Annotated in this window: 20 protein-coding genes; 11 read left to right on the top strand and 9 right to left on the bottom strand. The window is 69.8% G+C overall.

What is annotated here, in order from left to right:
* Positions 1–37: 37 nt before the first annotated feature.
* From mtnB to M2157_RS38135, 3 genes are read right to left on the bottom strand one after another with little or no spacing between them, the layout of a single operon-like run.
* Positions 38–646: a methylthioribulose 1-phosphate dehydratase gene (gene mtnB, locus M2157_RS38125; RefSeq protein ID WP_280867470.1), complete on the bottom strand. Its 609-nt coding sequence runs from the start codon at positions 644–646 to the stop codon at positions 38–40.
* Entirely contained in the window at positions 643–1,362 is a 720-nt protein-coding gene (mtnC, locus tag M2157_RS38130) for an acireductone synthase (protein ID WP_280867471.1), read from the bottom strand. The genes mtnB and mtnC overlap by 4 nt, the downstream gene beginning before the upstream one ends.
* Positions 1,359–1,958, bottom strand: coding sequence for a cupin domain-containing protein (locus M2157_RS38135; protein ID WP_280856544.1), 600 nt, complete (start codon positions 1,956–1,958; stop codon positions 1,359–1,361). Before M2157_RS38135 ends, mtnC begins: the two co-directional genes overlap by 4 nt.
* Before the next feature lie 551 nt (positions 1,959–2,509).
* Here M2157_RS38135 and M2157_RS38140 point away from each other — a divergent pair.
* The 4 genes from M2157_RS38140 to mtnK are packed head-to-tail and all read left to right on the top strand — an operon-like array spanning position 2,510 to position 7,364.
* A complete protein-coding gene (locus M2157_RS38140; RefSeq protein ID WP_280856543.1) occupies positions 2,510–3,607 on the top strand; it encodes a substrate-binding domain-containing protein in 1,098 nt (365 codons plus the stop codon).
* Entirely contained in the window at positions 3,594–5,114 is a 1,521-nt protein-coding gene (locus M2157_RS38145) for a sugar ABC transporter ATP-binding protein (protein WP_280867472.1), read from the top strand. Before M2157_RS38140 ends, M2157_RS38145 begins: the two co-directional genes overlap by 14 nt.
* A 25-nt stretch (positions 5,115–5,139) precedes the next feature.
* Positions 5,140–6,186 carry an ABC transporter permease gene (locus M2157_RS38150; RefSeq protein WP_280867473.1) on the top strand — a complete coding sequence of 349 codons (1,047 nt, stop codon included), beginning with the start codon at positions 5,140–5,142 and terminating at the stop codon, positions 6,184–6,186.
* Positions 6,187–6,194: 8 nt separating this feature from the next.
* Positions 6,195–7,364, top strand: a complete 1,170-nt coding sequence (mtnK, locus tag M2157_RS38155) for an S-methyl-5-thioribose kinase (protein ID WP_280867474.1) — start codon at positions 6,195–6,197, stop codon at positions 7,362–7,364.
* 76 nt (positions 7,365–7,440) lie between these two features.
* Here the strand turns inward: mtnK and M2157_RS38160 are convergent, their stop codons facing one another.
* The 4 genes from M2157_RS38160 to M2157_RS38175 all read right to left on the bottom strand — a co-directional run bounded on the left by M2157_RS38160 (position 7,441) and on the right by M2157_RS38175 (position 12,685).
* Positions 7,441–9,057: a glycerol-3-phosphate dehydrogenase/oxidase gene (locus tag M2157_RS38160; RefSeq protein WP_280867475.1), complete on the bottom strand. Its 1,617-nt coding sequence runs from the start codon at positions 9,055–9,057 to the stop codon at positions 7,441–7,443.
* Between the two features lie 55 nt (positions 9,058–9,112).
* Positions 9,113–10,651, bottom strand: a complete 1,539-nt coding sequence (gene glpK / locus M2157_RS38165; RefSeq protein ID WP_059207830.1) for a glycerol kinase GlpK — start codon at positions 10,649–10,651, stop codon at positions 9,113–9,115.
* Between the two features lie 83 nt (positions 10,652–10,734).
* Positions 10,735–11,535, bottom strand: coding sequence for an MIP/aquaporin family protein (locus M2157_RS38170; RefSeq protein ID WP_057614337.1), 801 nt, complete (start codon positions 11,533–11,535; stop codon positions 10,735–10,737).
* Between the two features lie 376 nt (positions 11,536–11,911).
* Positions 11,912–12,685 carry an IclR family transcriptional regulator gene (locus tag M2157_RS38175; protein WP_280867476.1) on the bottom strand — a complete coding sequence of 258 codons (774 nt, stop codon included), beginning with the start codon at positions 12,683–12,685 and terminating at the stop codon, positions 11,912–11,914.
* Between the two features lie 284 nt (positions 12,686–12,969).
* Between M2157_RS38175 and metH the strand changes: the two genes are divergently transcribed.
* The 4 genes from metH to M2157_RS38195 all read left to right on the top strand — a co-directional run bounded on the left by metH (position 12,970) and on the right by M2157_RS38195 (position 21,010).
* Positions 12,970–16,491, top strand: a complete 3,522-nt coding sequence (gene metH, locus M2157_RS38180) for a methionine synthase (protein WP_280867477.1) — start codon at positions 12,970–12,972, stop codon at positions 16,489–16,491.
* A gap of 118 nt (positions 16,492–16,609) precedes the next feature.
* On the top strand, positions 16,610–17,308 hold the full coding sequence (locus M2157_RS38185) for an HAD family phosphatase (protein ID WP_280856536.1): 699 nt from the start codon (positions 16,610–16,612) through the stop codon (positions 17,306–17,308).
* A gap of 434 nt (positions 17,309–17,742) precedes the next feature.
* Positions 17,743–19,347: an ABC transporter substrate-binding protein gene (locus M2157_RS38190; RefSeq protein WP_280867478.1), complete on the top strand. Its 1,605-nt coding sequence runs from the start codon at positions 17,743–17,745 to the stop codon at positions 19,345–19,347.
* A gap of 82 nt (positions 19,348–19,429) precedes the next feature.
* Positions 19,430–21,010 carry an ABC transporter substrate-binding protein gene (locus M2157_RS38195; RefSeq protein WP_280867479.1) on the top strand — a complete coding sequence of 527 codons (1,581 nt, stop codon included), beginning with the start codon at positions 19,430–19,432 and terminating at the stop codon, positions 21,008–21,010.
* Positions 21,011–21,084: 74 nt separating this feature from the next.
* Here the strand turns inward: M2157_RS38195 and M2157_RS38200 are convergent, their stop codons facing one another.
* Positions 21,085–21,756, bottom strand: a complete 672-nt coding sequence (locus M2157_RS38200) for a response regulator transcription factor (RefSeq protein ID WP_020141342.1) — start codon at positions 21,754–21,756, stop codon at positions 21,085–21,087.
* A gap of 14 nt (positions 21,757–21,770) precedes the next feature.
* On the bottom strand, positions 21,771–22,742 hold the full coding sequence (locus M2157_RS38205; RefSeq protein ID WP_280856533.1) for a RecB family exonuclease: 972 nt from the start codon (positions 22,740–22,742) through the stop codon (positions 21,771–21,773).
* A 175-nt stretch (positions 22,743–22,917) separates the two neighbouring features.
* Here M2157_RS38205 and M2157_RS38210 point away from each other — a divergent pair, with 175 nt between their 5' ends.
* The 3 genes from M2157_RS38210 (at position 22,918) to M2157_RS38220 (ending at position 26,615) form a co-directional block, all read left to right on the top strand.
* Positions 22,918–24,879: a site-2 protease family protein gene (locus tag M2157_RS38210; RefSeq protein WP_280867480.1), complete on the top strand. Its 1,962-nt coding sequence runs from the start codon at positions 22,918–22,920 to the stop codon at positions 24,877–24,879.
* Between the two features lie 38 nt (positions 24,880–24,917).
* Positions 24,918–25,820, top strand: a complete 903-nt coding sequence (locus tag M2157_RS38215) for a tRNA (adenine-N1)-methyltransferase (protein ID WP_020117726.1) — start codon at positions 24,918–24,920, stop codon at positions 25,818–25,820.
* 216 nt (positions 25,821–26,036) lie between these two features.
* Positions 26,037–26,615 carry a hypothetical protein gene (locus M2157_RS38220; protein ID WP_280867481.1) on the top strand — a complete coding sequence of 193 codons (579 nt, stop codon included), beginning with the start codon at positions 26,037–26,039 and terminating at the stop codon, positions 26,613–26,615.
* Positions 26,616–26,658 lie beyond the last annotated feature (43 nt).

A 26,658-nucleotide genomic window follows, 5' to 3' on the forward strand; every position in this document is an offset into this window, starting at 1 on the left:
CAAGGGATCCCCGGCACCGGGGATCCCTTCCGTCGGGTCAGCGGGCAGTCAGCTCCAACTCCAGCAGCCACTCCACCACTTCGGTGTGATGCCGGGCCTGCCGGGGATCCGAACCCCACACGTACAGCCCGTGCCCGGCCACCACCACCGCCGGCATCCGCGGGTCCCGCGCCGCCTCCAGGCGGTCCCCGAGCACCTTCATGTCCTGGCTGTTGGCGATGACCGGCAGGGGCACCTCGACGTCGTGGGCCGGCTGGCCGACGCCCTTCAGCATCTCCAGGTCCTTGAAGACGATCCCGCCCGGGTGCCGGTGCCCCATCGCGACGGAGGCGACCGTGTGGACGTGCACCACGGCGCCCGCCCCCGTCAACGTGGCGACCCGCGCGTGCAGTTCGGCCTCCGCCGACGGCTTGCCGCCGTTCACCGCGGCGCCCCGGCCGTCCACCAGCACCACGTCCGCGGGCGTCAGTTCACCCTTGTCGTGGCCGCTGGCGGTGACGGCGAGCCGCAGCGGATCACGGGAGAGCACCACGGACAGGTTCCCGGACGTCCCCCGCATCCAGCCGAAAGAGGCGAAACGGGCGGACTCGGCGGCGAGGACCGCCCCCGCCTCCTCGAGGTCGAGTGCGCTGATGTCGGCGGTCACGAAGTGCTCCTTGAAACGGTGATCTCGTCGAACGTCCCCGCCGCAGCGTGGTCGCCGACGCCTTGCTCGAAGTACGGCTCCCCGGGCCGACGTATCCCGACGGCATGCCAGCCCGCCGCACGGGCCGCGTCCAACTCGCCGGGGCGGTCGGAGAGGAAGAGGAGCTTCGCGGGCGCGATGCCGGTCGAAGCGGAGATGCGGCGGTACGACTCCGCCTCCTGCTTGGGCCCGGCGTTCTCGGTGTCATAGAGACCGGAGAGCAGCCAAGTGAGGTCGCCCGCAGGGCTGTTGGTGAACCAGGCCCGCTGCGCCGCGACGGACCCGGACGAGTACACGTAGAGCCGCACGCCCGAGGAGTGCCAGGCGCGCAACTCCGGTACGACGTCGTCGTAGAAGTGCGAGACGAGGTCGCCGCGGGCGAAGCCCTCGGCCCAGATGACGCCCTGCAGGGTCTTGAGCGGGGTCGCCTTGCGGTCCTCGTCGAGCCAGGCGTTCAGCGCCTTCTCGACCCGCACGGCGTCGGCCCCGGGTTCGCCGATCGCCTCGCGTACCTGGGCGACGGCCCGCGCCACCTCGGGGTCGCCGGACCGCTCGGAGAGCAGTGCCGCGAACCGTGAGCGCGCGTACGGGTAGAGCACGTCGACGACGAACCCCGTGGCGCTCGTGGTGCCCTCGATGTCGAGCACCACGGCGTCGACGGCGTGGCGCAACGTCATGCGGCGGCCCTGTCGGCCTCGTAGCCCGCCGCGATGGTGTCGTAGTCCGGGAAACGGGAGGCGATGGTGGAGCCGGTGAAGTTGCCGATCCAGCCGTCCTCCTCGTGGAAGAAGCGGATCGCGGTGAAGGACGGGTTGGTGCCCATGTCGAACCAGTGGGTGGTCCCGCGCGGGACGCCGAGGAGATCGCCCTTCTCGCAGAAGACCGCGTGCACCTCGCCGTTGACGTGCAGGTAGAAGATGCCCGAGCCGGAGACGAAGAAGCGGACCTCGTCATCGTCGTCGTGCGTGTGCTCCTGGAGGAACTTCTCGCGGGCCGCCTTGGCCTTCGCCGGGAACTCCGGGTCCTCGCTCGGATGCAGACCGAGGACATCGACGGTGGTGAAGCCCTCCTCGGCGTTCAGCTTGTCGATCTCGGGGCCGTAGGCGGCGAACACCGTCTCGCTGCCGGCGTCGAACGGAACGTCCTCGCGGACCGGCCACTGCTCGTAGCGCACACCGATCGGCTTCAGCGCCTCCGCGATCTCGGCGGGGTCCGAGGTGCGGCGGACCAGGGTCTCGGGGCCGGACTCGGACCAGGTGGTCAGCAGCGTCATGGGAGCAACTCCAGGAGTCTGGAAGGAAAGTCCGGATACCGAGACAAGCACCGGACGGGCGGGGCAGGAAGAGGGGCGGCGGAGGACGGTCGGCGGCGGTCGGTCAGCCGCGACACGGCGCGCAGGGACAGCGGTGCATGCGGGGCATACACGTCGCTTTCGCGCCATGGGGGTGCCCCCGCTCGAGCGGAGTCGAGAGTGGGGGAGTCGTCATCGGGCCTCACGGTGCCGGGTCGGGTGCCGGTCCTGCGATGGTAACTCCAGGCAGGAAGGCGGTCCGGTGTGACGTAGTCGTTGTCTCACCTGGTGAGAAAGCGGTTCCATATCTTTGACGTGTGGCTGAAAACGTTCTCATGATCAGCGTATGAAGACGCTGCTGCTCGTGCGGCGGCTGTACGTGGACTTGCTCCGGTCGACCACAGCCAGCTGTCGCTGACCCCTCCCGGAGCCCTCGCGCGCCCTCGCCACCCCTGACATCGGTGGCGCATTCCTTTCCCTCGCTCCGGGACCCGCACTCCCTCTGTCTTCCCACCTCGTACCTGGAGCCCCTCGTGTCCCGTGCCCGCCTCCCGCTCGCCGCGCTCTCGCTGGCCTCCGTCTCCGCCCTCGTGCTCTCCGGCTGCTCGCAGTCCACGGACGCGTCGACGAACACCGACGACACCGCCGCCTCGGCCTCGGCGGCCACCGGCAAGAAGCCCGCCCCCTTCAGCGCGGGCGCGGTCAAGGTGGCCCTGGTCCGGCAGAGCGGCGCCGGCGACTACTTCGAGCAGTGGGGCAACGGCGCCAAGGCCCAGGCCAAGGCCCTCGGTATCGACCTGACCGTGTACGACGCCCAGGCGGACAACGCCAAGCAGGCCACCGACCTGTCCTCGGCGATCAACTCCGGCGCCCAGGCGATCATCATCGACCACGGCTTCCCGGCGACGATCCAGCCGGAGATCGACAAGGCCGTGAAGAAGGGCATCAAGGTCGTCGTCTACGACGTCGAGACCCCCACCAAGGGCGTGGTGAGCACCGAGCAGGACGACGCGAGCATGGCCCAGGCCGTCCTCGACGTGATGACGAAGGACCTCGGCAAGAACGCCAAGGTCGGGTACGTCAACGTCGCCGGCTACGCGGCCCTGGACAAGCGGAACACCGTCTGGGCGAAGGAACTCGCCGCGCAGGGCTGGAAGCAGCAGTTCAAGGTCGGCAAGGTCACCGACTCCACCGCCACCGACAACGTTCCCCTGGTCTCCGCCGCGCTCACCCAGCACTCGGACGTGACCGGCGTCTTCGCCCCCTACGACGAACTCGCCAAGGGCACGGTCCTCGCCGTCCAGAACAAGAAGCTCCAGGACAAGGTGAAGGTCTTCGGCGCGGACGTCTCCAACGCCGACATCCAGCAGATGACCGCCGCCGACAGCCCGTGGGTCGCCACGGCGGGCACCGATCCGTCCGCGGTCGGCGCCGCCGTCGTCCGTACGGCCGCCCTGGAGCTGGCCGGTCAACTCCACAAGAGCTCGGTGGAGTTCCCGGCCGTCGCCATCACCCAGGACTTCCTGCGCGAGAAGAAGATCGAGAACATGGACCAGCTGCGTCAGGCGCTGCCCGCGCTGAACCTGTCGCAGGTCTCGACCGCCGACTGGATCTCGAATGTCGCCCACTGAGACGCCCGCGGTCGGTCTCACCGACGTCAGCATGGCCTTCGGCGGCAAGACCGTGCTCGCCTCCGTCACCCTCGACATCGCCCCGGGCAGTGTGGTCGCGCTGCTCGGCGCGAACGGCGCCGGAAAGTCCACGCTGATCAAGATCCTGTCGGGCGTGCACACCGGCCACGGGGGCCAGGTACGGGTCGCGGGGGAGACCGCGGCCCTCCAGTCCCCGCTCGCCGCCCGGCAGTTGGGCATCCAGACCGTGCACCAGCGCATCGGCGAGGGCATCGTGCCGGGCCTCTCGGTCGCCGAGAACCTGGTCTTCGAGGAGCTGGCGCAGAAGCGCGGGAACCCGTTCCTGAACGGGCGCCGGGTCCTGGCGCGCGCCCGCGAGATCCAGGCAGGTCTCGATCTCGGCTGGAGCGACTCCGTGCTGCGCCGCGAGGTCGGCGAACTCGGCATCTCCGACCGCCAGTTGCTGATCCTCGCCCGCGCCCTCGCGACCCGCCCCCGGCTGCTGATCCTCGACGAACCGACCTCCGCCCTGTCCGCCGCCGAGGCCCAACGCCTTTTCGCACTCGTCGAGAAGATGCGGGACGACGGCATAGCGGTCCTCTACGTCTCCCACCGCCTCGGCGAGATCGACGCGCTCGCCGACCGCCTGGTCGTCCTGCGGGACGGCCGTCTCACCGAGGACCAGACCAAACCCTTCGACTGGGACAGCGCCCTGCGCGCGATGCTGGCCCAGGCGCAGGAGGTGACGACGGCACGGCCGGTGCGGGAAGCGGCTCTCGGCGATGTCGCCCTGTCCCTGCGAGGAGTCCGACTCCTCGCGGGCCGGGCACCTCTCGACCTCGACCTCCGCGCGGGCGAAGTCACCGGTGTGGTCGGACTGTTGGGCGCCGGCAAGACCGAGCTGGCCCGCGGCCTGTTCGGCGCCGAGCCCTTCGCGACCGGTTCCGCCGAACTGGACGGCAGGCCGTACGAGCCGAAAAGGCCCTCCGACGCGATCCGCGCGGGCATTCACCTGGTCCCCGAGGACCGGCACGCCGACGCGCTCGTCCCCGGCTGGTCGCTGGCCCAGAACATCTCGCTGCCGTTCCTGAAGTCGCTGTCCCGGGCCGGTCTCGTCCAGCGGTCGAGGGAGGACGCCCTCGGCCGCGAGACCATCGAGGCACTCGGCGTCGTCGCCCGCGACGAGCACAGCACCGTGGAGGAACTCTCCGGCGGCAACCAGCAGAAGGTCGTCGTGGGCCGCTGGCTCGCCGAGACACCCCGTGTCCTGATCCTGGACGAGCCGTTCCGAGGCGTGGACATCGGTGCCCGCCGGGACATCGGCCGCCGTGCCAGGGCCCTCGCCGCCGAGGGCGCCGCCGTACTCGTGCTGTCCGCCGACGTCGACGAGGTCCTCGAGATCGCCGACCGGGTCGTCGTGCTCGCCGCCGGAGAGATCCACCTCGACGCGTACGGCGAGGACGCGGAACGCGACCGCGTCATCCAGACCATCTCCGCGTCCGTGTGACCCCGGCTCCCTGAGGAACTACGCCATGACCACCACCCAGAGCACCGAGGTCCCCACGAAGTCGGCGACCGCCCCGGCGAGCTCGACCGCCGTACGCGTCCAGAACGCCGTCATCAAGTACGGCTTCATCTTCGTCACGGTCGCGCTGTTCCTGTACTTCGCGCTGAGCGAGGGCTCCTTCCGCGAGTCGGCGACCCTCCTCGACACCCTCCGCTACGTCTCCGTCGCCGCGATCCTCGGCCTCGGCGTCACCCTCACCATGGCCGTCGGCGGAATGGACATGTCCGTCGGCGCGGTCGCGGGCCTCGGCGTCTCGGTCGCCGCCCAGACGATGGTCGTCTTCAACCAGGTCGGCGCGGTCGCCATCATCGCGGTGCTGGCGGCGGGCGCCCTCGCCGGCCTCCTCAACGCCCTGCTGATCGTCGTACTGAAGATCCCCGACATGCTCGCCACCCTCGGCACCATGTTCGTGATCCAGGGCAGCAAGCTCATCCTGGTCGACGGCCAGTCCATCACCCCCGGCATGACCCTGGACGACGGCACCACGGCCCCCGGCAAATTCACCGCCGGCTTCCTGAAGATCGACCGCGGCACGGTCCTCGGCATCCCCATCTCGGTCCTCGTCTTCGGCGGCCTGACGGTCGCCGCCTGGGTCTTCCTCGCCCGCACCCGCTGGGGCCGCGTGCTGTACGCCATCGGCGCCAACCCCGAGGCCTCCCGCCTGGCCGGCATCCGCGTCGGCGCGTACCGGGCCCTGGCCTACGTCCTCTCCGGCGTCCTCGCCTCGATCGGCGGCCTGATCCTGGCCGCCCGCATCGGCCAGGGCGACGTCTCCGCCGGAACCTCCCAGCTGCTCGAGGCGGTGGCCGTGGCGCTGGTCGGCACCTCCGTGCTCGGGCGGGGCCGCCCGAACGTCTGGGGCACGGCCCTGGGCGCGGTGCTCATCGGCATCATCACCACCGGTCTGACCATCAAGGGCCTGCCGTACTACACCCAGGACGTCGTCGAGGGCGCGGTCCTCATCCTCGCCCTGGTGTTCAGCTTCACTCTGTCCAAGCGCCGTTCGTCCTGAGGAGACACATGGGCTACCGCATCCTGGAGACCGACGACATCCCGGCGTACCTGAGCGAGCGCGGGCACTGGGAGGACCTGGGCGACATCGCCGTACGGGAGGTCTCCGACGGCAACATGAACCGGGTCTTCCTCGCCTCCTCGGCGGACGGCACCCGCAGCCTCGCCGTGAAGCAGGCCCTGCCCTGGGTGCGGGTGGCGGGCCCGTCCTGGCCGATGAACCCCGACCGCGCCGACGCCGAGGCCCGCGCCTACGAGCAGATCGCGAAGGTCGCCCCCGACGAGATCCCGTCGATTCACGGCTACGACTCCGAGAACTACGCACTCGTCATGGAGGACATGTCGGACCTGGAGGTCCTGCGCACCCTCCTGAACGAGGGAGCGTCGTACGGCCCCCACACCTCGGCCCGCATCGGCGAACTGGTCGCCCGGCTCTCCTTCGCCACGAGCGACTTCGGCATGCCGTCGGCGGAGCGCAAGGCGCAGATCGCGGCCTCGGTGAGCCCGGAGCTCTGCAAGATCACGGAAGACGTGGTGTTGTCGGAGCCGTACATCGAACACGAACACAACCACTGGCACGAGGGCGTGGCCGACCTGGCGCTGTCCTTCCGGGCGGACGCGGAGCTCCGCACGGAGGTGGCCGAGCTCAGGCACCTGTTCATGACCGGCGCCCAGGCCCTCCTCCACGGTGACCTCCACACCGGCAGCGTCATGGTCGGCACCCGTGACGGCGCCCCCGTGGTACGGGTCTTCGACCCCGAGTTCTCCTTCGTGGGCCCCATCGGCTTCGACCTGGGCCTGTACTGGGCCAACGCCCTGGTCTCGGAGGAACGGGCCCGCGCGCTGGGCGGCTTGACCGACCACGCCGACCAACTCCGGCTGTCCTGGGAGGCGTTCGAGACGGAGTTCCGCCGCCTGTGGCCGACCCGGGTGGACACGTTCTTCGACGACGCCTACCTGGACCGCTTCCTGGGGAAGGTCTGGACGGAGTCCCTCGGCTACGCGGGCACGGAAATCATCCGCAGGATCATCGGCTTCGCCCACCTGACCGACCTGACGACGCTGGAGGACCCGGTCCAGGCGTCACGCAGGGCTCTGCTCATCGGCCGCGAACTGATCGTGAAGCGCCGGGAGTTGACCGTGGTGGAGTCAGTGCGGGCGGTCGTAGAGGCCATGTAGGCGGGGCCGCATCGACTTGCGGCTTCCGAGAAAAGGGCGGCCCCTCGTCGAGGGGCCGCCCTTTCCGTGTCACCGCTCACTTCTTGTCGAGCAGATCCTGCACCTTCGCCCGGACGTCGTCCGTGGCAAGCCCGCGAATCGTCAACGTGGTCCTGCGCCGCAGCACGTCATCCGCGGTCTCGGCCCATTCGTTGTCCCGCGCGTAGACGACCTGCGCCCAGATCTCCGGCGCGTCCGGATGCACCCGCTGACCCAGTTCGGGGCTCTCGTTGGCCAGTCGGGCGATGTCGAAGGCCAACGACCCGTAATGCGTGGCCAGATGCTTCGCCGTGTCGGCGGCCATGCGCGGACCCGGTGCCGGGTTGTCCACCAGCAGGCGGTGCGCGATCGCGCGCGGGTTGGCGACACCGGGCAGCGGAAGCTTCTTCGGCAGGGACGCGATGGGCTCGTAGTCGTCGCCGAGCGGAGCGCCCGGCAGCGCCTCCAGCTTCTGCATGACCGTACGGCCGATGTGCCGGAAGGTCGTCCACTTGCCGCCCGCGACGGACAGCATGCCGCCACGGCCCTCCGTGACCACGGTCTCGCGCTTGGCCTTGGCCGTGCTGCCGGGGCCGCCCGGCAGCACACGCAGACCGGCGAAGGAGTACGTGATCAGATCGCGGGACAGCTGCTGGTCGCGGACGGAGAACGCGGCCTCGTCGAGTATCTGGGCCGTGTCCTTCTCGGTGACCGCGACCTCGGCCGGGTCGCCCTCGAACTCCTCGTCGGTCGTGCCGAGCAGGAGCATGTCCTCCCACGGGAGGGCGAAGGTGATCCGGTACTTGTCGATCGGGGTGGCCAGCGCGGCCCTCCACGGAGACGTCCGCTTCAGGACCAGGTGCGCGCCCTTGGACAGGCGGATGGACGGAGCCGCGTTCGGGTCCTCCATCTTGCGCAGGTGGTCCACCCACGGCCCGGTCGCGTTCAGCACGAGCCGTGCGTTCACGCCGAACTCGTCACCGGACTGCCGGTCGCGCAGATCCGCGCCCGTCACCCGGCCCTTGGTGAACCTGAGGCCGGTCACCTCGGCGTGGTTGAGCACGACCGCGCCCGCCTCGACGGCCGCGCGGACCGTCATCAGCGCCATGCGCGCGTCGTTCATCTGGTCGTCGCCGTACACGGCCACGGCCTTGAGATTCTCGGTGCGCAGCTCGGGCACGTCCTGCGCCGCCTTGGCGGGGGACAGGAGGTGACCGACGCCGTCACCGAACGCCGAGAGCGCGGAGTAGGCGAAGACGCCCGCCCCGAGCTTCGCGGCGCCGTGCGGCCCGCCCTTGTACACGGGGAGGTAGAAGGTGAGCGGGTTCGCCAGGTGGGGAGCCACCTGGCGGGAGACCGCACGGCGCTCGAAGTGGTTCTCCGCCACCAGCTTCACCGCGCCGGTCTGCAGATAGCGCAGACCGCCGTGGAGCAGCTTGGAGGAGGCGGAGGAGGTGGCGCCGGCGAAGTCGCCGGCGTCGACCAGTGCCACCCTGAGGCCGGACTGCGCGGCGTGCCAGGCGGTGGAGATGCCCAGGATGCCGCCGCCGATCACGAGAAGGTCGTACGACGCCTTGGAGAGCTGCTCCCGGGTCTCGGCGCGGCTCGGGTGGGAGCCGGAGGCCGGGCGCGTACCGAGGGCAGGCACGGACTGCAGGGTGGACTGACTGGTCATGTGGGGTTCTTACTCCTCATCAGAACTTCGAGATGAGCTTGGGTGAGCGCTCTCGTCAGTTCTCGTCCTCGAGCCAGCCCATGGTCCGCTCGACGGCCTTGAGCCAGCTCTTGTACTCACGGTCGCGCTTCTCCGCGGCCATGTTGGGGGTCCACTCGGCGGCCCGGCGCCAGTTGGCGCGCAGGTCGTCGGTGCTGGTCCAGAAGCCGACGGCGAGACCGGCGGCGTAGGCGGCGCCGAGGCAGGTGGTCTCGGCGACCATCGGGCGCACCACGGGGGCGTCCAGGAAGTCCGAGAGCGTCTGCATCAGCAGGTTGTTGGAGGTCATGCCGCCGTCGACCTTGAGAGCTGCCAGCTCGACACCGGAGTCCTTGGTCATGGCGTCGCTGATCTCACGGGTCTGCCAGGCGGTGGCCTCCAGGACGGCACGGGCGATGTGCGCCTTGGTGACGTACCGGGTGAGGCCGGCGATCACACCGCGGGCGTCCGGGCGCCAGTACGGGGCGAAGAGCCCGGAGAACGCCGGCACGAAGTACGCGCCGCCGTTGTCCTCGACCGAGAGCGCGAGCGTCTCGATCTCGGCGGCGGTGGAGATCAGGCCCATCTGGTCGCGCATCCACTGCACCAGCGAACCGGTGACGGCGATCGAGCCCTCCAGGGCGTAGACCGGTGCCTCGTCGCCGATGCGGTAGCCGACCGTGGTCAGCAGTCCCGAGTACGAGTTGATGATCTTGTCACCGGTGTTCATCAGCATGAACGTGCCGGTGCCGTACGTCGACTTGGCCTCGCCCTCGGCGAAACAGGTCTGGCCGAACAGGGCCGCCTGCTGGTCACCGAGCGCCGAGGCGACCGGGATGCCGCCGAGCAGGTCGCCCAGCTTGCCGCCGGTGACCTCGCCGTAGACCTCGGCGGAGGAGCGGATCTCGGGGAGCATCGACAGCGGCACACCGATGGACTCGGCGATCTTCTCGTCCCACTCCAGCGTGTGGAGGTTCATCAGCATGGTGCGGGAGGCGTTGGTGACGTCGGTGACGTGGTGACCGCCGTTCACACCGCCCGTCAGGTTCCAGATGACCCAGCTGTCCATGGTGCCGAAGAGGATCTCGCCGCGCTCGGCGCGCTCACGCAGCCCCTCGACGTTGTCGAGCAGCCAGCGGGCCTTCGGGCCGGCGAAGTACGAGGCGAGGGGAAGACCGGTCTCGCGGCGGAAGCGGTCCTGACCGACGTTGCGGCCGAGCTCCCGGCACAGGGCGTCGGTGCGGGTGTCCTGCCAGACGATGGCGTTGTGGACGGGCTCACCGGTGTTCTTGTCCCAGAGGAGAGTGGTCTCGCGCTGGTTGGTGATGCCGATGGCCTTGATGTCGTCGCGGGTGATGCCGGCCTTCTGGATGGCTCCGGCGACGACTTCCTCGACGTTGGTCCAGATCTCGGTGGCGTTGTGCTCGACCCAGCCCGGCTTCGGGAAGATCTGCTCGTGCTCCTTCTGGTCGACCGAGACGATACGGCCGTCCCTGTCGAAGACGATGCAGCGGCTGGAGGTGGTGCCCTGGTCGATGGCGGCGATGAAGGGGCCGGCGGTGTGGGCGTCGGTCACTGTGTGCTCCCGGGGTTCCGTGAGTAAGGGGACTGGTTACGACTGATCTACTACGGCTTTGCTCTGCGACTGCGTCAGATGGTCTAAGCGAAAGCGATGTTGTAGATGCCTGCAGCGATCGCGCCGCCGATCAGCGGACCGACGACCGGGACCCAGGCGTAGCTCCAGTCGGAGCCGCCCTTGTTGGGCAGGGGCAGGAGGGCGTGCACGACACGCGGACCGAGGTCACGGGCCGGGTTGATCGCGTACCCGGTCGGGCCGCCGAGGGACAGACCGATGGAGACGACGACGAGCGCGGTGATCAGGGCGCCCAGGGTGCCCAGGCCCTTGCCGTCACCGTTGAGACCCTGCGTGAGAACGGCGAGCACCAGCACGATCGTGCCGATGACCTCGGTGGCGACGTTCTGCCAGGCGACCCGGACCTCGGGGCCGGTGGAGAAGATGCCCAGCACCGGGCCGGCGCCCTTCTCCTGTGCCTCGACGGCCTTGGCGGTCGTGGCCTGCGCGCCCGGAGCGCCGACGATCTCCTTGTCGGTCAGGTGAGCGTGGAACTGGCCGTAGTAGGCGATCCAGACCAGCGCCGCACCGATCATGGCGCCGAGCAGCTGCCCGCCCCAGTAGATCGGGACGTCACTCCAGGGGATGCCGTCCTTCTTGAGCGCGAGCGCCAGCGTGACGGCCGGGTTGAGGTGGGCGCCGGAGAGCGGCGCCGAGGTGTAGACGGCCGTCAGAACGGCGAAGCCCCACCCGAAGGTGATGGCGAGCCAGCCGGCGTTGCGCGCCTTGGAGGCCTTCAGCGTGACGGCGGCGCACACGCCGCCACCGAGCAGGATGAGTATGGCGGTACCGATGGTCTCGCCGATGAAGATGTCGGAGCTGGACACCCGCGACTCCTTTGTCCTTCGTCCAGGGGACCGAACCCCGGGTCCCTCCGGAGGTTCGAGCTTGCCCTCGGGGGTGAGAGCGATGCCGGCCCTTGGCGTTGTCACACTCTAGCGCGTATTGCCGGTAGGTGTTCGACAATGCCGACCGATGGACGGGAGTCTTGCTCCGGCGTTACGCGCACGTCAAGGGTTCTGTTATCGAAAACGCGATCGTTATTGATCGCTGTGAGCTGTCGATCTTGTGGGGTGACTGCGCAGGGCGCGACGCCGGACACGCTGTGTGCCGACCGGACGGTATGCCCGTTGTGTCAGCGTACGGCGAGGGCCGGGACGTCGCCCGACGCCCGGCCCTCGCCCGCTGACTCCCACGTACCTCTCAGAACCGCCCGGCGCCCAGGTCCCGCGAGACCGCGCGGGCGCAGTCCCGCACGGCCGCGATCAGCTCCGGGCGCAGCGCGCCCTCTTCCTCGGGCCGGCACAGCCGCTCCACGGCGCCCGTGATGCCGACCGCGCCGACCGGCATGCGCCGCCGGTCGTGGATGGGCGCGGCGATGGACGCGACACCCTCCCAGGTCTCCTCCACGTCCGCCGCGTACCCACGCGCGCGCGTGACGTCGAGGATCTGCTCGAACTCCTCCAGCTCGCACACCGTCCGGTCGGTGAACGCCTTGCGGTCGCTCTCCAGCGCCTCGCTGTGCGCGACCGGGTCGTACGCCGAGAGCACCTTGCCCAGCGCCGTGCAGTGCAGGGGCTGCATGGCCCCGATCTCCAGCACCTGCCGGCTGTCGTCGGGCCGGAAGACGTGGTGCACGATGAGCACGCCGTGCTGGTGCAGCACGCCCAGATGGACGCTCTCGCCGCTGGAGCGGGCCAGGTCGTCCGTCCAGACGAGCGCCCGCGCGCGCAGCTCGTGCACGTCCAGATAGGTGGTGCCCAGGCGCAGCAGCTCGGCGCCCAGCTGATACCGCCCGGAGGCCTCGTCCTGTTCCACGAACCCCTCCTGCTGGAGGGTGCGCAGGATGCCGTGCGCGGTGCCCTTGGCGAGGCCCAGGGACGAGGCGATGTCCGACAGGCCGAGTCTCCGCTCGCCGCCCGCGAGGAGCCGCAGCATCGCGGCCGCCCGTTCGAGCGACTGGATGTTCCGTGCCATCGCCGTCCTGCCTCCGTCCGCTTCGACACCCGAGTGTTACGGCGCCGCTGCCGCTGTTCGGCAATGTCGAACACTACCGGTCCATGCCGACCTCCCGCTAATGGTCGGTCGGCAACTGTTGTGTCACTGGTATCCCGTTGGTGACCTGGCCGCCAACCTCGTCCGTCCCGTGGACGTGCCGAACATCCCGGCGGGGACCCGGCTACCCTGGCGTGGTGCGCCCGGCGTGGGACGTCTCGCGGGCGCCTGAAGCCGACAGCCGTCGCAACTGAGGGAGCCCCTTCATGGCCTCGTCGCCACTGACCCCTTCCGCCGACAGCCGGACCCGTGTGTCCGCGCTCCGTGAGGCACTCGCCACCAGAGTGGTGGTCGCCGACGGAGCGATGGGCACCATGCTGCAGGCCCAGGACCCCACTCTTGAGGACTTCGAGAATCTCGAGGGCTGCAACGAGATCCTCAACGTGACCCGCCCGGACATCGTCCGCTCCGTCCACGACGCGTACTTCGCGGTGGGCGTCGACTGCGTCGAGACCAACACCTTCGGGTCCAACCACACGGCCGCGTCGGAGTACGACATCGCCGACCGCGTGCACGAGCTGTCCGAGGCGGGTGCCCGGATCGCCCGCGAGGCGGCCGACGAGTACGCCGCCCGCGACGGCCGCCCGCGCTGGGTCCTGGGTTCGGTCGGGCCGGGCACCAAGCTGCCCACCCTCGGCCACATCGACTACGCCACGATCCGCGACGGCTACCAGGCCAACGTCGAGGGACTGCTCGCCGGCGGCGCCGACGCCCTGATCGTCGAGACCACGCAGGACCTGCTCCAGACGAAGGCCTCCGTACTGGGCGCCCGCCGCGCACTGGAGGCGACCGGCGCCGATGTGCCCCTGGTGGTCTCCATGGCGTTCGAGACCACCGGCACCATGCTGCTCGGCTCCGAGATCGGCGCCGCGCTGACCGCGCTGGAGCCGCTCGGCATCGACATGATCGGCCTGAACTGCTCGACCGGCCCGGCCGAGATGAGCGAGCACCTGCGGTACCTCGCCCGGCACTCCCGCATCCCGCTGCTGTGCATGCCGAACGCGGGCCTGCCGATCCTCACGAAGGACGGCGCGCACTTCCCGCTCGATCCCGAGGGCCTGGCCGACGCCCAGGAGAACTTCGTCCGCGACTACGGCCTCTCCCTGATCGGCGGCTGCTGCGGCACCACCCCCGAGCACCTGCGCCAGGTCGTCGAACGCGTCCGCGACCTCACGCCCTCCGAGCGCACCCCACAGCCCGAGCCCGGCGCCGCCTCCCTCTACCAGACGGTCCCGTTCCGTCAGGACACCTCCTACCTGGCCATCGGCGAGCGCACCAACGCCAACGGCTCGAAGAAGTTCCGCGAGGCCATGCTGGAGGCCCGCTGGGACGACTGTGTGGAGATGGCCCGCGAGCAGATCCGCGAGGGCGCCCACATGCTGGACCTCTGCGTGGACTACGTCGGCCGCGACGGTGTGGCGGACATGAAGGAGCTGGCCGGCCGTTTCGCCACCGCCTCCACCCTGCCGATCGTCCTGGACTCCACCGAGGTCCCCGTCATCCGGGCCGGTCTGGAGAAGCTCGGCGGCCGCGCGGTCATCAACTCCGTCAACTACGAGGACGGCGACGGCCCGGAGTCCCGCTTCGCGAAGGTCACCAAGCTCGCCCAGGAGCACGGCGCCGCGCTGATCGCCCTCACGATCGACGAGGAGGGCCAGGCCCGCACCCCCGAGCACAAGGTCGCCATCGCCGAACGGCTCATCGAGGACCTGACCGGCAACTGGGGCATCCACGAGTCGGACATCCTCATCGACACCCTGACCTTCACCATCTGCACCGGTCAGGAGGAGTCCCGCAAGGACGGCCTCGCCACCATCGAGGCGATCCGCGAACTCAAGCGCCGCCACCCGGACGTCCAGACCACGCTGGGTCTGTCCAACATCTCCTTCGGCCTCAACCCGGCCGCCCGCGTCCTGCTCAACTCGGTCTTCCTCGACGAGTGCGTCAAGGCGGGCCTGGACTCGGCGATCGTCCACGCGTCGAAGATCCTGCCCATCGCCCGCTTCAGCGAGGAAGAGGTCCAGACGGCCCTCGACCTCATCTACGACCGCCGCGCCGAGGGCTACGACCCCCTCCAGAAGCTGATGGCCCTGTTCGAGGGCGCCACCACCAAGTCCCTGAAGGCGGGCCGCGCCGAGGAACTGGCCGCCCTGCCCCTGGACGAGCGCCTCAAGCGCCGCATCATCGACGGCGAGAAGAACGGCCTGGAGGCCGACCTCGACGAGGCCCTCCAGTCCCGCCCCGCCCTCGACATCGTCAACGACACCCTCCTGGACGGCATGAAGGTCGTCGGCGAGCTGTTCGGCTCCGGCCAGATGCAGCTGCCGTTCGTCCTCCAGTCCGCCGAGGTGATGAAGACCGCGGTGGCCTACCTGGAACCGCACATGGAGAAGGTCGAGGGCGACGAGGCCGGCAAGGGCACCATCGTGCTCGCCACCGTCCGCGGCGACGTCCACGACATCGGCAAGAACCTCGTCGACATCATCCTGTCCAACAACGGCTACAACGTCGTCAACCTCGGCATCAAGCAGCCGGTCTCCGCGATCCTGGAGGCCGCCGCCGAGCACCGCGCCGACGTCATCGGCATGTCCGGCCTGCTGGTCAAGTCAACGGTGATCATGAAGGAGAACCTGGAGGAGCTCAACCAGCGCGGCATGGCCGCCGACTTCCCGGTCATCCTGGGCGGAGCCGCGCTGACCCGGGCGTACGTCGAACAGGACCTGCACGAGATCTACCAGGGCGAGGTCCGCTACGCCCGCGACGCGTTCGAGGGCCTGCGCCTCATGGACGCCCTCATCGGCGTCAAGCGGGGCGTGCCCGGCGCCAAGCTGCCCGAGCTCAAGCAGCGCCGGGTGCGCGCGAGTGCCGTGACCGTCGAGGAGGAGCGGCCCGAAGAGGGGCATGTCCGCTCCGACGTGGCCACCGACAACCCGGTGCCCACCCCGCCGTTCTGGGACACCCGTGTCATCAAGGGCATCCAGCTCAAGGAGTACGCCTCCTGGCTCGACGAAGGTGCCCTGTTCAAGGGCCAGTGGGGGCTCAAGCAGGCCCGCACCGGCGAGGGACCGACGTACGAGGAGCTCGTCGAGACCGACGGGCGGCCCCGGCTGCGCGGTCTGCTGGACCGGCTGCAGACCGACAACCTGCTGGAAGCCGCCGTCGTCTACGGCTACTTCCCGTGCGTGTCCAAGGACGACGACCTGATCATCCTGGACCAGGAGGGCAACGAGCGCACCCGCTTCACCTTCCCGCGCCAGCGCCGCGGCCGCCGGCTCTGCCTCGCCGACTTCTTCCGCCCGGAGGAGTCGGGGGAGACCGACGTGGTCGGCCTCCAGGTCGTCACCGTCGGCTCGCGGATCGGCGAGCAGACCGCCAAGCTCTTCGAGGCCAACGCCTACCGCGACTACCTCGAACTGCACGGCCTGTCCGTCCAGTTGGCCGAGGCGCTCGCCGAGTACTGGCACGCGCGCGTGCGTTCGGAACTCGGCTTCTCCGGCGAGGACCCCGCCGACGTAGAGGACATGTTCGCCCTCAAGTACCGGGGCGCCCGCTTCTCCCTCGGCTACGGCGCCTGCCCCAACCTGGAGGACCGCGCCAAGATCGCCGACCTGCTCCAGCCCGAGCGCATCGGCGTCCACCTGAGCGAGGAGTTCCAGCTCCACCCCGAGCAGTCCACCGACGCGATCGTCATCCACCACCCGGAGGCGAAGTACTTCAACGCCCGCTGAGCCGCCGCATCCCGGCTCGCCGAGCACACTGATCGGATAAGTCGTACACTGGTCGGTCCACAGCAGGCCGGTTCCCTTCGTGGGAACCGGCCTGCTCGTCCCTCAAGGAGGTACGTGGATGACCAGCACGGTCCCCGCGCCATTGACCCGTACGGCAGACGGCTCCGCCCTCCAGGCCGTACTCCTCGACATGGACGGCACCCTGGTGGACACCGAGGGCTTCTGGTGGGACGTCGAAGTCGAGATCTTCGCGCGCCTCGGCCACACCCTCGACGACTCCTGGCGCCATGTCGTGGTCGGCGGCCCCATGACCCGCAGCGCGGGCTTCCTGATCGAGGCCACCGGCGCCGACATCACGCTCGCCGAGCTCACCGTCCTGCTCAACCAGGGCTTCGAGGACCGTATCGGCCACGCCCTGCCCCTGATGCCCGGGGCCACCCGGCTGCTGGCCGAGCTGTCCGCGCACCGGATCCCCACCGCCCTGGTCTCCGCCTCGCACCGGCGCATCATCGACCGGGTCCTCACCTCCCTGGGCCCCCAGCACTTCGCCCTCACGGTCGCCGGGGACGAGGTGCCGCGCACCAAGCCGCACCCGGACCCCTACCTGTTCGCCGCCGCCGGACTCGGCGCCGATCCGGCCAGATGCGCGGTGGTCGAGGACACCGCCACCGGTGTCGCAGCGGCCGAGGCCGCCGGCTGCCAGGTCGTGGTCGTGCCCTCGGTCGCTCCCATCGCCCAGGCCCCCGGACGCACCGTCGTCGGCTCCCTCGAAGAGGTCGACCTGACATTTCTGCGCGGCCTGATCACCCTTCGATGACGGAAATGCCTCAGCTGTTCACCCAGCGTGCAGCGCGGATAACGCGGTAATTCCCGAGGTCCCTGTCGCAATAATTCGAAGCACGCCGGATGGCCGAATTCCGGTCCGCCGCCGTCCTGTTACGGGTGTGAGGTTCCCCACTCGGCGGGGTCTCGACAGGTGACCGAGGCTGTGCCGGACGCCCCGTTTCGAGGGGTGCGGACGCGCCCATGTGTCCCGATTGGTGAAACCCTGCACCAATCCTTCCCCTGACGGGTTTTCGGTGCGTCCACACCCGGTTCCGCTGTGTGATGGAAGCCCAACTCCGGTGGCTGCGAACCCTCCTGCAGGTGCGGACTAATCTCCTGGTGAGAACATCGCCCTAACCCCGTGATCCGCCGCACCACCCATGCATGCCGGGTACACGGACTGAACAGCTGTGGAGAAACTCGAGCATGAACCGCAAGACTTTGGTGCTGCCGGCCGTCATCGGTCTGCTCGCGCCGGTGCTCGCCGCCTGCGGCGGCTCCGACAGCGGCAGCGGCGCAAGTGACGCGATAGCTGTCGGCACCACGGACCGGTTCACCGCCACGAAGGAAGCTCCTGCGCCGCTCGACCCCGCCTACGCCTACGACGTCGGCACCTGGAACGTCCTGCGCCAGACCGTGCAGACCCTGATGATCCAGCCCAAGGGCGACGGCGACCCCGTGCCCGAGGCGGCCCAGTCCTGCGGCTTCAGCGACAGCGGCAACGAACGCTACGTCTGCACCCTGCGCGACGGCCTGAAGTTCGCGAGCGGCGATGCCATCACCGCGGCGGACGTGAAGTACTCCATCGACCGCGCCCGCGCCCTCAAGGCGGACTCCGGCGTCTTCGCCCTGCTGTCCACCATCGACACCGTGGAGACCAAGGGCGACCGCGAGGTCATCTTCCACCTCAAGACCGCCGACGCCACCTTCCCGTACAAGCTGTCGACCCCGGTCGCCGGCATCGTCAACCCCGACGACTACGCGAAGGACAAGCTCCGCGACGGCTTCGACGTCGACGGCTCCGGCCCCTACACCATGAAGCCCGACGTCAAGAACGACGAGCTCGTCGACGCCGTGTTCACCAAGAACCCCAACTACAAGGGGTCGTTGACGGTGAACAACGACAAGGTCGAACTGCGCTCCTACCCGGACGCCGACGACATGGGCACCGCCCTCGAAAAGGGCGACATCGACCTCATCACCCGCACCATGTCGCCGCAGCAGATCAACAAGCTCTCGGACGAGTCCGGCGGCGACGTCGACCTCGTCGAAATGGCCGGCCTGGAGATCCGCTACCTCGCCTTCAACACCAACGCCCCGGCCGTGAAGTCCCGTGCCGTGCGCCAGGCGATGGCTCAGCTCATCAACCGCAGCGAACTCGTCTCCAAGGTCTACGGCACCCAGGCCCAGCCGCTCTTCTCGCTGGTCCCGGCCACCATCACCGGCCACTCCAACGCGTTCTTCAACAAGTACGGCGACCCGAGCGTCACCAAGGCCAAGTCCCTGCTGGCCCAGGCCGACATCACCACCCCGGTGAAGCTGACCCTCCATTACACGACCGACCACTACGGCTCGGCCACCAAGGAGGAGTTCGAGGACCTGCAGAAGCAGCTCAACGACAGCGGGCTCTTCGATGTCAGCATCCAGGGCGCGCCCTGGGCCACCTTCCGCCCGGCCGAGCAGAAGGGCAAGTACGACGTCTACGGCATGGGCTGGTTCCCGGACTTCCCCGACGCCGACAACTACCTCGCCCCGTTCCTCGACAAGGACAACTTCCTCGGATCGCCGTACGACAACAGCGAGATCCGCAACACCCTGATCCCGGACTCCCGCCGCGAGGCCGACCGCATCGCCGCGTCCGGAAGCCTGACCAAGATCCAGGACATCGTCGCCGACGACGTCCCCGTGCTCCCGCTGTGGCAGGGCAACCAGTACGTCGCCGCACGCGACGACGTCACGGGCACCGCCTACGCGCTCAACTCCTCGTCGACGCTGCAGCTGTGGGAACTCGGCCGAGGCGTGAGCGGCTGACCGTCCGCGACGCCTCCAGCACCCCGGGTCTCGGCGGACAGGCCCGGGGATTCCACAAGAATCGACGACAAGGCACTCGCACGTGAACAAGCGCATCCAGTGGCAGGTCCTGCCCATCGTGGCGGGCCTGGGCGCCGGTCTGCTGACCGGCTGCGGCACGGAGTCGGGGGACTCCGGCTCGGGCGGCTCCTCCGTGGTCATGGGGATGTCCGACGACGTCCTCGCCACCGACCCGGCCTCCGGCTACGACCCCGGCTCCTGGCTGTTGTTCAACAACGTCTTCCAGTCGCTGCTCAGCTTCCCCAAGGGCGGCACGGAACCGGAGCCCGACGCCGCCCAGAGCTGCGAGTTCACCGACACCAAGACCCAGGTGTACGAGTGCACGCTCAAGGGCGGCCTCAAGTTCAGCAACGGCGACCCGCTGACCTCCGAGGACGTCAAGTTCTCCTTCGACCGCACGTTGAAGATCAACGACGACGCCGGTCCCGCGATCATGTTCCCGATGCTCGACAAGGTCGAGACACCGGACGAGAAGACGGTCGTCTTCAAGCTCAACACCCCGGACGCCACCTTCCCGAGCAAGATCGCCTCCGGCGCCGGGGCGATCGTCGACCACACGCAGTACGACGCCGACAGCCTCCGCAAGGACGGCAAGGCGGTCGGTTCCGGCCCCTACCAGCTCGACTCGTTCGACGACGACCAGGCCGTGTTCTCCGTCAACGAGAACTACAAGGGCACCGCCGACCCCCAGAACTCCGGCGTCACGCTGAAGTTCTTCCACGGCGACCAGAGCGCCCTGAAGACCGCCCTGACCGACAAGAAGGTCGACATCGCCTACCGCGGCCTGACCGCGGGGGACATCACCGACATCGAGAACGCCTCGCCCGACTCCGGTGTCGAGGTCGTCGAGGGCACCAGCGCCGAGGTCCAGCACCTCGTCTTCAACATGGACGACCCGGTCGCGGGCCGGCTCGGCGTCCGCAAGGCGATCGCCTACCTGATCGACCGTGAAGCCCTCATCCACGACGTCTACCAGGGCACGGCGACCCCGCTCTACTCGATCATCCCGGCCGGTGTCGCGGGCCACAACACGGCCTTCTTCGACACCTACGGCGCCCAGCCCTCCAAGTCCAAGGCGGCCGCCGCCCTCGCCGACGACAACATCACCGGCAAGGTGAAGCTGACCCTGTGGTCGACGCCGTCCCGCTACGGCCCGGCCACCGACCAGGAACTCAAGACGATCGCCCGGCAGCTCAACGCCAGCGGCCTGTTCGACGCCGACGTGAAGTCCGTGGCCTTCGACCAGTACGAGAAGGACATCGCCGCCGGAAAGTACGGCGTCTACGTCAAGGGCTGGGTGCCCGACTACCCGGACGCCGACAACTTCACGGCCCCCTTCTTCGGCAAGGGCAACGTGCTGGACAACAACTACAGCAACAACGAGATCACCGGCTCGCTCATCCCGGAGACCGCTGCCCAGCCGGACCGCTCCGCGACGGACGACCCCTTCGGCACGCTCCAGGACATCGTCGCCGAGGACGTCCCCGTCCTGCCGGTCTGGCAGGCCAAGCAGTACGCCGTCGTCCGTGACGACGTCTACGGCCTGGAGTACTGCCTCGACGCCTCCACGGTGTTCCGCTTCTGGGAGCTCAGCAAGGGCTGATCCGACGGCCGGCAGACACGAAGAGGGCGCCCCCAGTCAGGCAGGGGACGCCCTCTTCGCTCGTACCGCTCCCGCTACTGCGCGCCGGGACGCACCAGCCCGCTCTCGTACGCGTACACCGCGGCCTGCACCCGGTCCCTGAGCCCCAGCTTGGTCAGGACGTGACCGACATGCGTCTTCACGGTGGTCTCACTGACGAACAGATCCGCGGCGATCTCCGCGTTGGACAGCCCGCGCGCCACCAGCTTCAGCACCTCGACCTCGCGGTCGGTGAGCGTGTGCAGCGTGTCCGGCACCGGCTCGTCGCCGGACGGCAGATGCGTGGCGTACTTGTCGAGGAGCCGACGCGTGATGCTCGGCGCGAGCATCGCCTCACCCGCGGCCACCACCCGGATCGCCTGCACGAGCTCGTTGGCCGGGGCGTCCTTGAGCAGGAAGCCGCTGGCCCCCGCCCGCAGCGCCTCCACCACGTACTCGTCGAGGTCGAAGGTGGTCAGCACGAGCACCTTGGCCGGGCCGTCCCGCCCGGGCCCGGTGATCTGCCGAGTCGCCTCGACACCGTCCATCCGAGGCATACGGATGTCCATGAGGACCACGTCGGGCTGGAGGGCCCGTACCTGGTCGAGAGCCTGAAGGCCGTCTCCGGCCTCGCCCACGACCGCGATGTCCTGCTCGGCCTCCAGGATCATCCGGAAGCCGGTGCGCAGCAGCGGCTGGTCGTCGACCAGTAGGACGCGGATGGCCACGTAAGTCTCCTTCGCTAGTCCGGCCCCATTCTGCCCTGCTCACCGATCTCGGACGTCACCGGCAGTGGGTAGGGCGGGGGAGTGCCGCCGAACTCCGGGCAGTGCTCCTGGTGGTCGCACCAGCCGCACAGCTTGGTCGGGCGCGGCCGCCAGTCGCCCGTCTCCGTCGCCTGCCGGATCGCCTCCCACAGCGCCAGCAGCTTGCGCTCGACGCGCTCCAGGTCGGCGAGGACGGGGTCGTACGTCAGCACGTCACCGCTGCCGAGGTAGACGAGCTGGAGCCGGCGCGGGATCACGTTCTTCAGCCGCCACACCACCAGGGCGTAGAACTTCATCTGGAACAGCGCGCCCTCGGCGTACTCGGGCCGGGGCGCCTTGCCGGTCTTGTAGTCGACGATCCGCACCTCACCGGTCGGCGCCACGTCGACCCGGTCGATGATCCCGCGCAGCCTCAGCCCCGAGTCCAGCTCCGCCTCGACGAACAGCTCCCGCTCCGCGGGCTCCAGGCGTGTCGGATCCTCCAGCGTGAACCACCGCTCGACCAGCCGCTCCGCCTCACCGAGCCACAGCGCCAGCCGCTCGCCGTCCGGATCGTCGGCGAACAGCTCCACCACCTCGGGCCGGCTCTCCCTGAGCCGGTCCCACTGGCCGGGGACGAGCGACTTGGCCCGGGGCGCGGTGCGCTCGGTGGCCGGGGCGTCGAAGAGCCGCTCCAGGACCGAGTGCACCAGGGTCCCCCGGGTCGCCGCCTCGCTCGGCTTCTCCGGAAGCCGGTCGATCACCCGGAACCGGTAGAGCAGCGGACACTGCATGAAGTCATTGGCACGAGAGGGGGAGAGGGAGGCCGGCGCTATGGCGGCAGGCCGCGATACCTCTACAGCCCCCTCCGCCGTACCCTCTGCCGTCGGTTCGGCCGTGACCGGCTCCACCGCCGCCCCCGGGTCGCCGCTCGCGGCTTCCGCCGTGTCCTCGGTGCTCGTCTCCATGACCACAGACCATACGGCCCGCCACTGACAGTGACCCACTCGCGGCCGTGACCGCCGTGCCCCCTGAGGAAACACGGGGGGTGCCGGGGCGGAACGCGTCGCGACCGCCGCATACCATCGACCCGAGACCCTTCCGCACGGCAGGCGCGGAAGACGCTTCGAACGAGGGGACATCGTGGACGAGAGCGGCGGGAGCGGGCAGCCGCGGTCCGGCAAGGACCGGCCGGCCAAGCCCCACGCAGGGCACACGGCCCACACCACCGACCCCACGACCCCCGACCCGCACGAGAACGGAACCGGGGCGTCCACCACGAACCCCGCCGGTGCTTCCGCACAGGACGCCGACACACCCCGACCCGGCGGGGCCACTGACGCCGCCCCGGCCGACCGACCCACCGCGGATGACAACCCCGCCCAGGAACCGCCAGCGACCACCTCCGAGGCCGGCGCCGGGCCCGAGGGGAGCCGCCGCCCGTCGGAACCGCCGATGTCCGACGACACCGGCCCTTCGCCACGAGCGGCCGACGACCCGGTCGAAGCCGACGCTGCCTCCGCGGCGGGCGGCCCGGAGACCGCCACCGAGCCCGAGGGGAGTCGGCGCCCGTCGGAACCGTCAACGGCCGACGACACCGGCCCCGTGGCACGAGCGGCCGACGACCCTTCCGAGGCCGGCGGCGGCCCCGTTGAAGCCGACGCAGTTCACGCGGCGGGCGGTCTCCCGGAGACGGGCGCTGAGCCCGGGGAGAGTCGGCGCCCGTCCGACGCCCCCGTACCCGCCCCGGAGGCCGACGCGTCGGCAAGCGAGGGCGCGAGTGCGGCTGATGGGCACGACCGCACCCAGGGCGGTCACCGACAGCCCTCACCCCCCGCCGACCCGCACAAACCCGAAGGGCCGGACGCAGGCCACACCCCTGCGGCCTTCCACGACGAGCACCGCACCCTCGCCCACTCCGGCGCCCCCAAGAACCCCCCGCCCCCGTCCCCCCAGCCCCGCGGCGGCCTGCTGATGGGACGCCCCTTCGGTGTGCCCGTCTACGTCGCCCCCAGCTGGTTCCTCGTCGCCGCGCTCATCACCTGGGTGTTCGGCGGCCAGCTGGACCGCGTGCTGCCGGAGCTCGGCGCCGCCCGCTACCTCGTCTCCCTCTTCTTCGCGGTCGCCTTCTACGCCTCCGTCCTCATCCACGAACTGGCGCACACCGTCGCCGCACTGCGCTTCAAGCTCCCCGTCCGCCGCATCCAGCTCCAGTTCTTCGGCGGCGTCTCCGAGATCGAGAAAGAGGCCGAGACCCCCGGCCGGGAGTTCGTACTGGCCTTCGTCGGCCCGCTGCTCTCCCTGATCCTCGCCGGCCTCTTCTACCTCGCCATGCAGCCCGTCGAACCCGGCACCGTCCCGGGCGTCCTGCTCGCCGGCCTGATGGTCTCCAACCTCATCGTGGCCGCCTTCAACCTCCTGCCCGGCCTCCCCCTCGACGGCGGCCGCATGCTCCGCGCCGTCGTCTGGAAGATCACCGGCAGGCCCATGAGCGGCACCATCGCCGCCGCCTGGGTCGGCCGCGCCCTCGCCGTCTGCGTCCTCATCGGCCTCCCCCTGCTCACCCAGTCCGGAGCGCTCGGCTCCTCCGCCGAGGACAACGTCGGCATGGACACGGTCATGGACGCCCTGCTCGCCGCGATCCTCGCCGCGATCATCTGGACCGGCGCCGGCAACAGCCTGCGCATGGCACGCCTGCGCGAACACCTCCCCGACCTGCGCGCCCGCACCCTCACCCGCCGCGCCGTCCCCGTGGAGACCGACACCCCCCTCTCCGAGGCCCTGCGCCGCGCCAACGCCGCCGGTGCCCGCGCCCTGGTCGTCGTCGACGCCGAGGGCACCCCGCTCTCCCTCGTCCGCGAGGCCGCCATCGTCGGCGTACCCGAACACCGCCGACCCTGGGTCGCCGTCAGCGGCCTCGCCCAGGACCTCACCGACGGCATGCGCGTCTCCGCGGAGCTCGCGGGCGAGGACCTGCTGGACACCCTGCGCGCGACCCCCGCCACCGAATACCTCGTGGTCGAGCAGACCGGCGAGATCTACGGCGTCCTGTCCGCGGCCGACGTGGAACGCGCCTTCGTGAAGGCCATGGCCAGACCGTCCTAGTGGTCGGCGGCCCCTCCGGGGACCGGTAGGCTGTTCACATGTCCGAACCGACCGGTGCCGCCCGCAGGCGCGGGCCCTTCAAGGTCGGGGACCAGGTTCAGCTGACCGACCCCAAGGGCCGCCACTACACGTTCACGCTCGAAGAGGGAAAGAACTTCCACACCCACAAGGGTTCCTTCCCGCACGACGAGCTGATCGGCGCACCCGAGGGCAGCGTTGTCCGCACCACCGGTAACGTCGCCTACCTCGCGCTGCGCCCCCTGCTCCCCGACTACGTCCTGTCCATGCCCCGCGGCGCCGCCGTGGTCTACCCCAAGGACGCGGGGCAGATCCTCGCCTTCGCCGACATCTTCCCCGGCGCCCGCGTCGTGGAAGCCGGCGTCGGCTCCGGCTCGCTCAGCAGCTTCCTGCTGCGCGCCATCGGCGACCAGGGCATGCTGCACAGCTACGAGCGCCGCGAGGACTTCGCCGAGATCGCCCAGCAGAACGTGGAGCGCTACTTCGGCGGCCCGCACCCCGCCTGGCAGCTCACCGTAGGCGACCTCCAGGACAACCTCTCCGACGCCGACGTCGACCGCGTCATCCTCGACATGCTCGCCCCCTGGGAGTGCCTCGAGGCCGTCTCCAAGGCGCTCGTCCCCGGCGGCATCCTGTGCTGCTACGTCGCCACCACCACCCAGCTCGCCCGGACCGTCGAGTCCATCCGCGAGATCGGCTCCTTCAACGAGCCGACCTCCTGGGAGTCGATGATCCGCAACTGGCACGTGGAAGGCCTGGCCGTCCGCCCGGACCACCGCATGATCGGCCACACCGGCTTCCTGCTCACCGCCCGCCGCCTCGCCGACGGCGTCGAGCCCCCCATGCGCCGACGCCGCCCCGCCAAGGGCGCCTACGGCGAGGACTACACCGGCCCCAACGCCGACGGGGGCTCCGGCCGCTAGGGCGGCCCCGTGCCGCAGTCAACGTACAGGCGCCGGGGTGGAGTTCCCGCAGACCAGGGGAACTCCACCCCGGCGCCTTCGTGTTGAGGGAGCGACGGAAACCGCCGTACGGCAACCCGGACAAGTACCCACCCCGCCGTTTCCCCGACCTGTGACGTGTGGCACCATGCTGGCCACCCCACCCCCACCGGCACGCCCTCACAGGAGACGCTCCTAGTGCAGCAATCCGCCGTCCCGGAACTGGCACACACGCACACCCGCCCGATCCACTGGGTCGCCACCGCCACCGCCGTGGCAGGCGTCGTGGCCTTCTCCTCGGTCCTGCAGCCCAACCCGGCAACGGCGGCCCAGGCGGCCGGCCACGAGGCCAGAACCGCCCCCGTGGTCGCGACCGCCCCCGATCCCGCGGACGTCCACTTCCCGATCGACTGCGGACCCGTCAAGGCGAAGATCCAGAAACAGGTCTCCGGAGACCTCGACGGCGACGGACGGCCGGAAACAGTCGTCGTGGTGCACTGCGACGCCCCCATGGGCACCCCGCCCGACGCCGTCTACGTCATCACACGCGCGAAGGACACCGGTGAACCCCGTGTCGTCGCCACCCTGCTGAGCCCGAAGACCCGCAACACCGTCACCGACTTCACGGTGAGCGACGGCAGCGTCCTCGCGACCCTGCTCGGCTACTCCACGTCCGACGTACCCAGTTGCTGTCCGGACGTGAAGGACAAGGCGAAGTGGCAGTGGAAGGACGGCGCGTTCGTCCGCTCGACCCCCGCGGGCACGCACACCGTCTGACCGAAGCGATCACATCTGTGAGAAATCAGACAGCGGTCACGCA

The organism is Streptomyces sp. SAI-127, assembly GCF_029894425.1.
In the GTDB taxonomy this organism is placed as follows: Bacteria; Actinomycetota; Actinomycetes; order Streptomycetales; family Streptomycetaceae; genus Streptomyces.

What these genes read in the sequence shown, in the direction of transcription:
- mtnC (WP_280867471.1), bottom strand. Translation starts at nt 1,362, where the DNA reads ATGACGTTGCGCCACGCCGTCGACGCCGTGGTGCTCGACATCGAGGGC.
- M2157_RS38135 (WP_280856544.1), bottom strand. Translation starts at nt 1,958, where the DNA reads ATGACGCTGCTGACCACCTGGTCCGAGTCCGGCCCCGAGACCCTGGTC.
- M2157_RS38145 (WP_280867472.1), top strand. Translation starts at nt 3,594, where the DNA reads ATGTCGCCCACTGAGACGCCCGCGGTCGGTCTCACCGACGTCAGCATG.
- M2157_RS38150 (WP_280867473.1), top strand. Translation starts at nt 5,140, where the DNA reads ATGACCACCACCCAGAGCACCGAGGTCCCCACGAAGTCGGCGACCGCC.
- mtnK (WP_280867474.1), top strand. Translation starts at nt 6,195, where the DNA reads ATGGGCTACCGCATCCTGGAGACCGACGACATCCCGGCGTACCTGAGC.
- M2157_RS38160 (WP_280867475.1), bottom strand. Translation starts at nt 9,057, where the DNA reads ATGACCAGTCAGTCCACCCTGCAGTCCGTGCCTGCCCTCGGTACGCGC.
- M2157_RS38175 (WP_280867476.1), bottom strand. Translation starts at nt 12,685, where the DNA reads ATGGCACGGAACATCCAGTCGCTCGAACGGGCGGCCGCGATGCTGCGG.
- metH (WP_280867477.1), top strand. Translation starts at nt 12,970, where the DNA reads ATGGCCTCGTCGCCACTGACCCCTTCCGCCGACAGCCGGACCCGTGTG.
- M2157_RS38185 (WP_280856536.1), top strand. Translation starts at nt 16,610, where the DNA reads ATGACCAGCACGGTCCCCGCGCCATTGACCCGTACGGCAGACGGCTCC.
- M2157_RS38190 (WP_280867478.1), top strand. Translation starts at nt 17,743, where the DNA reads ATGAACCGCAAGACTTTGGTGCTGCCGGCCGTCATCGGTCTGCTCGCG.
- M2157_RS38205 (WP_280856533.1), bottom strand. Translation starts at nt 22,742, where the DNA reads ATGGAGACGAGCACCGAGGACACGGCGGAAGCCGCGAGCGGCGACCCG.
- M2157_RS38215 (WP_020117726.1), top strand. Translation starts at nt 24,918, where the DNA reads ATGTCCGAACCGACCGGTGCCGCCCGCAGGCGCGGGCCCTTCAAGGTC.